The sequence below is a fragment of the Nostoc sp. genome (assembly GCF_036919895.1).
Taxonomy (GTDB): domain Bacteria; phylum Cyanobacteriota; class Cyanobacteriia; order Cyanobacteriales; family Nostocaceae; genus Nostoc.
In genome coordinates this window covers 21,811-31,288 of sequence record NZ_JBALBW010000073.1, presented here as the reverse complement: position 1 = coordinate 31,288, position 9,478 = coordinate 21,811, and the positions used below count along the sequence as shown (strand labels likewise).

Below are 9,478 nucleotides of genomic sequence, written 5' to 3'. Positions count from 1 at the left end.
TTTATTAACCCAGATTTTTGCCAAGCTTACTGCTTTAGGTCGTATTCATCCCGTTTCTACAGGCGTTGAACCCTCATAAATTGGCAATGGTATTGTTGTTTATGATGAAAATCTAGAATTTATTGATGAGAATTGGCTTTTAGATGTCGATTCTCCATTCCTTGTGAAGCAATCTGGTTAGTTTTAGGGAATTGAGTAGAAGTAAGAAATAACTAAGCAATAAATTTTCGTGGCTAGCGCAAAGCTGAGTTGTAATATAGTACATTTGTACTTATTTATGAGGTAAAAAAATGGCTAACAGAATACACTTGAGCTTACTGTAAAATGGAGAGGAGTGGAACAATAAAGTGGACTTAGATCCAAACTTTAAAGCCGATCTTAGCGATGCTGACCTTTCTGGACAAGATTTTTCTTATAGAAATTTTACAGGTGCTAATTTAGCTAATGTTAACTTTAATAAATGCAATTTAACAGGAGCTAATTTTGATAAAGCTAATTTAGTGAGGGCTAAATTCAAAGGAGCTAAATTATTATCAACGTATTTTACTGAGGCTAATTTAAGCAATGCTGATTTTAGCCCTTACGAAGAAACTATAGGGAATATAGTAGAACCTATAAAAACAGATTTTAGCCTTGCGAACTTTACTGATGCTATTACAGATAAAGCAAACTTTACTGACGTTAGATTTTTCAAAACAACTATGCCAGATCGTAGTTTGCATACTTCACACTAGTATGTTATGTACAGGGGTTTTTTTCCTAAAATAGAGAGCAAAGGGAATGAGAATGATATAGACAAGCTGAAATCTTAGTATTTAGTATTCTAATGTTATGGTGTTGAATTTTGGTCTATTGTCCTTCAAGCCAGTATTTGTTTGCTGATGGGTGATGTCCTCTTCAGCAATGATTTGACCATTTAAAATAGCAAGACGCTGCTGAATTTGAGATTGGCGTGCTTCGAGTTTCTTTAGTTCCTCCTCTAAACGCTCCTTCTCTAACATTATCTTGTAAGCATTTAAGTAAACTGTTGCTTGAGAACGTTGAGGAGGCATGGTGCTAAGTTTGGCTTGAATTTGTCCACGTTTTGGAGTGCGGTGCATAATAAATTTCTCTTTGGGTATGAAAGTATTTAGTCTAATTAGCTGTTAGAATAAACAACCGGCTGCTGCTTGGATGCGTTCTAAAGGCTGAACTGAGCGAGGAAGCATTGGTAAGCGAACCATTGTCAAACCTGGAAAATTTGTCTCGCAGTCATCACGATTAATGGTTGCTGTAGAATTAAAGCGGTTTAGAACAACGTAATTCTGGCTTACACCTATTTCTTGCAGAGATTTGAACAAGCGTTGTTGTTCGGCAAGTACACTGGCCTGGTTAAGCGTAACCCCAATGAACTCTGTTTGTTGTGGGTCTTTTAGCACTTTTTGAGCTTTAACTACGCGCTGTCGCAAAGTTCGTAAACGTCCCATAAATTCTGTACGACCAAGGACATTCTGATACTTAATCCAGAGTTTGAAAATCCAAGCTAGCCAGTCTGCTAGTGCATTTGGCATTTCTAGAAAACGCAGAAGATGACCTGTAGGAGCAGTGTCTAAAATAATCAAGTCTTCTTCTTGTTGCTCTAGCAATTCCATTACTGTTAACAGGGAAAGCATTTCATCAATCCCTGGTAAAGCTTGACCGACAATTTTGCGCCAAGCAGCAGGAGCATAAGCCATTTCAATAGTTTCGCTTGTTTGGGTTTCGCCACTCATCATTTCGGCCAGTTCCCACAAGTAATCGGCTCTGAATTGATCGACAATGCGATCGCTATCTACTTCCTGACCTCGAAGATTGGGAGTTATTTGATATGGTTCGTGTCCAAAACTCAGACCAAAGGCATCACCTAAGGAGTGGGCTGGATCGATGGAAACCATGCGAATTTTACGCTCAGGATGTTGTTGAGCCATAGCCCAACCAATCGCAGCTGCTACTGTGGTCTTGCCTACTCCACCTTTACCGCCAATTAGTAACAGGCGGCGACCTTGGGTGAGAAAATCTCCAAAGCTAGGAGGAATTGTTTCAGGCCATTGAACTGGGAGTAGATCGATATGATGAGATAGCGGTTCAAGCTGAGGAACATGGATTTGGTTGATGAGATGGCTCAGAGCTAGAATCCCTAAAGGCTCCTCATCTTGCTGTGGCAGAATAAAAATCGGCTTTCCGTTAGCAAGATCCGTATATTGGCTGATGAGCGGCTGTTGTTCTTGGTAACGATCTGGGTCAGTCGCACTGCCAAGGACTTGGTTAACAAACAACCCTCCGCAAGGAATCTGCATAGTTTCTAAGGCTTCTAGGAATCGTTTTGACTCCAACCAACTCATTGGTTCGGCGATCGCAACTAACAAACAAGCTGTATGGTTAGGATCTTGAAGGAGACGGCGACCTTGCGATAGTTCAGCTTTCAGGGTTTGCAAAAAGTCGTCAGCGCGATCGGGTGTGTAAGTTCTAGCAAAGGTCTTGCTAATATACCGATGTTTTTCTTGAAACAGTTCCAGAGATTGGAGGAAAGTGTCTAAAAAATCCATCAACCCAAACAAGTTGAGAGTATGACCGCTAGGAGCCATATCCACTACTACTCGATCTACCTGCTGCTCGTTGAAAAGACGTTGGATCTCTAACAAACCCATCAACTCGTCCAATCCAGGCCAATTTAAATCCCAAACTGGAAGCAAGTCTTCTCCTTCAACAAAACTACCCCGCTCCACTAGCAGTTCTAACACCTGACCATGACGTTCTTTAAAGTCTTGTAGCAGAAGCTTTGCATCCAACGCCCTTACTAGTAGATTAGGTAGTTCCGCTATGGGACGAGGAATGTCATCAACGCTAACTTGTAAGACATCTCCAAGAGAGTGAGCCGGATCGGTTGAGATTAAAAGAATTTGCTCATTGCTAAATTTCTGCGCCCAACGACATGCAAAGGTGCAGGAGAGTGTCGTTTTTCCGACTCCACCTTTGCCGCTAAACATAGCAAGGTGTAGGTTATCAAAAAGTTCCATCCCGTTTGCCATTTATGGCCTTTTAGGATAAAGTTACTACATATTTTTGAAAGTTACTTAAGTAATTTTGCTGAATAAAGCTATTTAAAATCTTAATTTTTCCCAGATGGGATTCAGAAAACTTCTATATACGGCGGCGACAGGGAAAGCTTCACAAGAGAACGTGTAATTATTTTTGTTGAGGTACTTACAAAGATTAGCCGAGGAACTATAACTAAGGAAAAGATTTAGCCAAAGATGTCCAAAGGTAAGGAGATATAAATGGTTAACAGTTCTAAAGGCGATATAAATATTGGGTATGATGTCCAAAGTATTTCTGAATACAACTTTCTTTCTGATAGTAAGTCTGAGGATATTCATCTTTTTCCACTCACAACAGACTCTCCTTACATAGGAATAAAAACTTTTGGAATCAAAGATAAAGACAAATTTTTTGGACGGGAGAAGTGGATCGCTGAGATTAGCAATCGCTTAAAAAAAGATAATGTAATCTTGCTTTTAGGAGCATCAGTCAGTGGCAAATCATCGTTGATCCGGGCAGGTTTAATTCCTTACTTAGAAAATAATAAAACCGTATTGAATAATCTAACTTTTCAGCCAGATGAAAATCCTTTTAAATCTCTTTATAAGAGTCTGATACTTGCCTATGGTAAACAATCACAAATAGCAGATATCGCTCTAAAACCAAGAGAAAATACTCTACTTCAAGTTGTCACATTACTCAAGAAATATTCTCAGTCCATTCTGATTTTTATTGACCAATTTGAAGAACTGTTTACGAAAATCCAAAAGCCAGAACGTGACAAATTTCTTGCTAGTCTATTTCAACTGTTTCAGCAGCAGGATAGCTCTGTCAAAATTGTTTTAACAATGCAATCTAATTTTGTAGATAGATTTAGTGAATATCCCCAGCTTGCGAGGATCTATAATCGCTATAGTTGTATACTCACTAGAATGAGCGATCGCGAATTAAAGTTAGCGATCGCAGAACCTGCTGCTAGAAATGGCGTTACCTTTGAACAAGGACTAGTTGAGCAAATTATTCATGATTTCCACCAACAAGATGATTCTTTACCACTTCTGCAATACACCCTGAATGTACTGTGGGAAAGAGAAAATATTGCCAGCCGGGTTCTAAAGATAAAGACTTATAAAGAACTAAAAGAGCAAACGTTTGGTTATTTAAGCGAACAAGCTAATCAATTTATTAATACTAGTGTTGGATGGCACGATCGCCATTTGGCAGAAAAGGAACAAGAGATTAAACAATTAAACCTTGCACTGACTGAATTAAAACTGCGCGAGCAATCCGCCAGGGTTTTGAATTTACTTCCTGTGCAACCGCTAGAGGGTTTGGTTCTGGCAATTCAAACAATCGGTGAGAATCTAGAGAAATATCCAAACGAGCTTCTAGCCCCTGTTTTGGGAAGCTTAAAGGAAGCAATGAACACACCCACAGAGGCAAATAGCTTGCGCGGACACGAGCAAGAGGTGAATTGTGTAGCCTTTAGTCCTGATGGCAATTTTATTGCCAGTGGTAGTAGTGATTCTACGGTGTGTTTGTGGAATATCATTGGCAATCCTACTGCTCAATTTTTGTGTGGACATCAGCAAGAGGTAAATTGTGTCGCCTTTAGTCCTGATAGCAAGTTTATTGTTAGTGGTAGTATTGACGGAATTTTGTGTTTATGGGATTTACAAGGTAATCTCATTATTCAACCCTGGCAGGGACATGAGGAAGGAATTATTTCCGTCGCTTTTAGCTCAAATAGCGATGGCTGCGCCAACCCCTCCGGGATACGCATTATCAGTGTTAGTTTTGACGGAACGGTGTGTTTATGGGATCTAGAAGGTAACGCCATTACTCAACCCTGGCGCGGACATAAGGAAGGAGTTATTTCCGTCGCCTTTAGCCCAAATAGCGATTCTATTGTCAGTATTGGTTTTGACGGAACAGTGTGTTTGTGGGATTTACAGGGTAACACCATCACTCAAGCGTGGCACGAAGATGAGGCAAAAATTATTTGCGTCGCCTTTAGCCCTGATAGCAAGTTTATTGTCAGTGGTAGTAGTGATTCTACAGTGCGGTTGTGGGACATACAAGGTAATCCCATCGGTCAACCTTGGCGCGGGCATGAAGGACATGTAAATTCTGTAGCGTTTAGCCCTGATGGTAAGTTTATTGTTAGTGGTAGCTGCGATCGCACAATACGCTTGTGGAATATTGACGGCAACCCCATCACTCAACCTTGGCGAGGACATCAAGGACAAGTTAATTCCCTAGCCTTTAGTCCTAATGGCAAGCTGATTGTGAGTGGTGGCGATAAAACTGTGCGTTTGTGGGAGCTACATCAAATATTACAAGATCGGGTCATCGGGCGATCGCAGCGCAAATATGAGAATTGGGTCAATTCTGTCGCCTTTAGCCCAGATAGTAAGTGGATTATCAGTGCCAGCAATGATTTTACAGTCCGCTTGTGGGATATTCACGGCAACCCCATTGGTCAACCTTGGCACGGACATGAAAAAGAAGTTAATTCTGTTGCTTTTAGCCCAGATGGAAAATGGATTATCAGTGCCAGCAATGATTCTACAGTCCGCTTGTGGGATATTCACGGCAACCCTATCGGTCAACCTTGGCACGGACATGAAAAAGAAGTTAATTCTGTTGCTTTTAGCCCAGATGGAAAATGGATTATCAGTGCCAGCAATGATTCTACAGTCCGCTTGTGGGATATTCACGGCAACCCTATCGGTCAACCTTGGCGCGGGCATGAAAAAGAAGTTAATTCTGTTGCCTTTAGCCCAGATGGAAAATGGATTATCAGTGCCAGCAATGATTCTACAGTCCGCTTGTGGGATATTCACGGCAACCCCATTGGTCAACCTTGGCGCGGACATGAAAAAGAAGTTAATTCTGTCGCCTTTAGCCCAGATGGAAAATGGATTATCAGTGCCAGCAATGATTCTACAGTCCGCTTGTGGGATATTCACGGCAACCCCATTGGTCAACCTTGGCGCGGACATGAAAAAGAAGTTAATTCTGTCGCCTTTAGCCCTGATAGCAAATGGATTATCAGTGCCAGCAATGATTCTACAGTCCGCTTGTGGGATATTCACGGCAACTCCATTGGTCAACCTTGGCGCGGGCATAAGTATTGGGTAAATTCCGCAGCTTTTAACCCTGATGGTAAACTGATTGCCAGTGGTAGTCTTGATGGAACAGTGCGCTTGTGGTGCTGTGGGTGGGAAAAGTGGTTGCAAGTTTGCTGCAACAGGTTACATTATCACCCCATTTTTCAAAATCCTGAAAATGGCAATGATTTAGAAATTGCCCGCCAAACTTGTCAGAAATATGTATGGAATCTATAGCATTTCCTGAGCATAACTGTAAGTACAAGAAAAATATTTCTCTTGTACTTACAGTTAACAACAAATATGCTTTATAGGTCAATTAAATCAAAGGTTGTATTCAAGTATTGATGCAATTATTTTGATTTGTTAAAATTCATAGCTAACAATTTAGCATAGCAAGTACTGAAGAACCTACAAAACACTATTGGGACAATTGAAAAAACGACCTTATTGTATTGTTAATAAGGCCGATTTAATCACAGGAATTTATTTATGGGATCAATCCAAAATCCAAAATGTCTATGTTCCCTAACTTAGAAGTTCTCCTGTTTCTTGCAGAGAGTGTAAACGGCGATAAATGCCCTCGTGACGCAATAGTTCATCGTGACTACCCACTTCTACAATCTTTCCTTGCTCTAGAACAACAATTTTATCTGCTTCCCGCACTGTACTTAAACGGTGGGCAATCACAATAGTGGTGCAAGTACCCTGAATCGATCGCATCGCTAGCTGAATTGAACGCTCAGATTCATAATCTAAGCTAGAGGTGGCTTCATCAAAAATCAGCACGTCTGGTTCCACTAGCAACGCCCTAGCAATTCCTAAGCGTTGTCTTTGTCCTCCAGATAACCTGACACCTCGTTCCCCCACGACGGTGTAATAACCTTGGGGTAAGTGCTGCACTACTTCATCGACTCTGGCAATTCTACAGGCTTCCTTAACCTGCTCTAAACTGGCATCCCGCCTACCATAAGTGAGGTTATCCAATATAGTACCGTTGAAAACGTCTACTTCTTGGTGAACGATCGCTAGCCTTCGTCTATACTTACCCACATTCAAAGTGCGAATATCTTGACCATCAATCAAAATTCGACCTGATTGAGGTTCAAAATATCGCAACAGTAATTTAACTAAAGTAGACTTACCAGAACCGGAACGCCCCACTAATGCCACTGTTTGGTATGGCTCAATCAACAAGTTAATATCTTGCAAAACTTGACGGTTAGCCTCATATCCAAAACTGAGGTGCGACAACTCAACTTTTCCAGTAAATTTATAAGGTGATTCTGTGTGGTTACTCTCTTCTAAAAGACTAGCTGAATCAGATGCTGTTGGCTCTTGGAGAAATTCGTGAAACCGGATCATCGAAGAATAACGACGGGCAAAAACTTCTCCTAAAGTGCTAATAGGTACTAATTCCGCATAAGCCATGCTAGAAAGAGTTAAGGTCATGACAAAGTGACCGATAGAAATTCTCCCATCTACTGTTGCTGCTAAAGTCAAACCCAGTATTGAAAATACGCAAAACTGAATTACAGTCCTCTGCCAAGTAGCTAGTTTCGTATAACCTTTGTGGACACGATACTCAACCACCATTAGCTCACGAGCCAAACGTTGCTTTTGCCGCTTCAGTTCATTCGCTTCTGTAGAAAATGCTTTCACCGTTTTGATATTGGTAATCAGTTCAGAATTGCGACTTTCAGTATCCTCTCCATATTTATCCAGAATAGCTTCGTGCCAAATTAGCTGCTTTAAATCCTTCAAGGTAAAGCTAAGAATAACTACAAAGGAAATCAGATACAAAATTGCAATTCGCCACTCAATCACCAAGATAAACACGAAAATTCCCAGTACCCGAACTAGTTTAGGAATTAACTGTCCAGCAATTTCGGGGTAAGTAAAAGTGTGGTTAGAAATACCTCTAGCTATTCTTCCAGCAATGCGTCCAGGGTTATTTTCATCATAAAATTCTAGTGGAAGAGTGAGAATTTTCTCTATAGCTGTTTGGGCTTTCTGGCGACGCATCCTTAAGGTTATACCCCAATGAAACCAATGGGTTAACCAAGGTTGTACAGGTGCTTTCACTACTGTGACAACAAAAATTAAACTCAGTAATACAACTAAAGATAGAGTTTTACTAACTGGGTAATTGGTAAAGTCCGAAAAAGTTGCGATCGCACTTTGAAGTGGTTTATCCAAAGGTTGAGCAGACAAAACGTTTAAAATCTGCCCAATCGCATAAGGAACAACCAAATCAATAATTTCGTAAATGCTGGATATCGTAATACTAAAAAGACTCAGCTTCCAGTCAGAGCGAAAGTAATTGACAATATCTTGAAATTTGGCCATGATGCACACCGTCCAAGAGCGCGATCGTGAGCTTGGAATTTATATACTACAAAAATACTACAAAATAATCAAGGGCTATCAATCTAAATCAATTTTTTGGAGTAGTAAGCATTTGTGCGGGGACAAATTCTAGACGATAGCGATAGAGAGCAACTGGTCGAGAACCAGCTTTAAAGTAATCTGGATCTTGGGGTGAAAGATAGACAGCAGTAACTTGATCTGCCTCAATCGCCGGATTAGTCGTTAAAAGTTTATGATAAGCGGTGGTAGATTCTACGGAGTTTAAATAGGGGCGTGAACCGCCTTTGAATAATTGTTGAAACACTTCTGTAGTGATAAATTTGCCATCAGGGATAGTTTCTGTAGCCCGTGCAGTCACAATGGAAACTAATTGGCGACTGCTACGCAAGAATGTAATCTGACGATTAGGTGAATCTGGATCTACTTTGACTGATAACACTGCTTCATCCCCTAAATAAGCCCGTGCCAAATTCAAACTATTAAATGCTCTATCTGCTACTAAATTTGGGGACTTGTAATCTGTCTTACGGAATATTTTTAATCCGGCTAGATGTGGTTGCTCTTTCACAAATCTTACTACAAAATTCACAGGCTGATTTAATTGGCGGCGATTACCTTCAAACCCTGGAGTTACTATATTTGGTGCTAAAGGTGCGGCTAAATCTACCAAAGTACTCGTTACTTGCCAAGAACCAGCCATCCATTCCGGGTAAACCAAATCACCCGAAGCCGGTTGCACTGAAGTCAATTTTTCCCACTGGGGAAAATTTGCTAACCGTTCAGATAACTCTCCGGCGAAAGCTTCGCCACTCCATATTAGGAATAAAACCAACAAGCAAGAACTCCAAATTACCTTTATTACAAGCATCAGTAGTTTTTTGTTGATTTTTTAGTTAGATCGTAGTTGATGTTTAGCTCGCCGACTTTTTCAAGAAGTC

The 9,478-nt window shown here is 40.7% G+C and carries 6 protein-coding genes; 2 read left to right on the top strand and 4 right to left on the bottom strand.

Annotated elements, in window-relative coordinates:
- The first annotated feature begins 347 nt into the window (after positions 1–347).
- Positions 348–734 (top strand): pentapeptide repeat-containing protein, encoded by a 387-nt coding sequence (locus V7K55_RS14365; RefSeq protein WP_334832349.1) that lies wholly within the window; start codon positions 348–350, stop codon positions 732–734.
- Positions 735–815: 81 nt separating this feature from the next.
- Here the strand turns inward: V7K55_RS14365 and V7K55_RS14360 are convergent, their stop codons facing one another.
- Together V7K55_RS14360 and V7K55_RS14355 are read right to left on the bottom strand one after the other, a co-directional pair.
- Positions 816–1,100: a hypothetical protein gene (locus V7K55_RS14360; RefSeq protein ID WP_334832346.1), complete on the bottom strand. Its 285-nt coding sequence runs from the start codon at positions 1,098–1,100 to the stop codon at positions 816–818.
- A 45-nt stretch (positions 1,101–1,145) separates the two neighbouring features.
- Complete coding sequence (locus V7K55_RS14355) at positions 1,146–3,047, bottom strand: ArsA family ATPase (protein ID WP_334832344.1); 1,902 nt, start codon at positions 3,045–3,047, stop codon at positions 1,146–1,148.
- A 249-nt stretch (positions 3,048–3,296) separates the two neighbouring features.
- Between V7K55_RS14355 and V7K55_RS14350 the strand changes: the two genes are divergently transcribed.
- Positions 3,297–6,407, top strand: coding sequence for an nSTAND1 domain-containing NTPase (locus V7K55_RS14350; RefSeq protein WP_334832342.1), 3,111 nt, complete (start codon positions 3,297–3,299; stop codon positions 6,405–6,407).
- A gap of 291 nt (positions 6,408–6,698) precedes the next feature.
- Here the strand turns inward: V7K55_RS14350 and V7K55_RS14345 are convergent, their stop codons facing one another.
- Positions 6,699–8,519, bottom strand: a complete 1,821-nt coding sequence (locus V7K55_RS14345; RefSeq protein ID WP_334832340.1) for an ABC transporter ATP-binding protein — start codon at positions 8,517–8,519, stop codon at positions 6,699–6,701.
- 88 nt (positions 8,520–8,607) lie between these two features.
- The gene (locus V7K55_RS14340) at positions 8,608–9,408 is read right to left on the bottom strand and encodes a DUF6816 family protein (RefSeq protein WP_334832338.1); all 801 of its coding nucleotides are present in this window, start codon (positions 9,406–9,408) and stop codon (positions 8,608–8,610) included.
- Positions 9,409–9,478 lie beyond the last annotated feature (70 nt).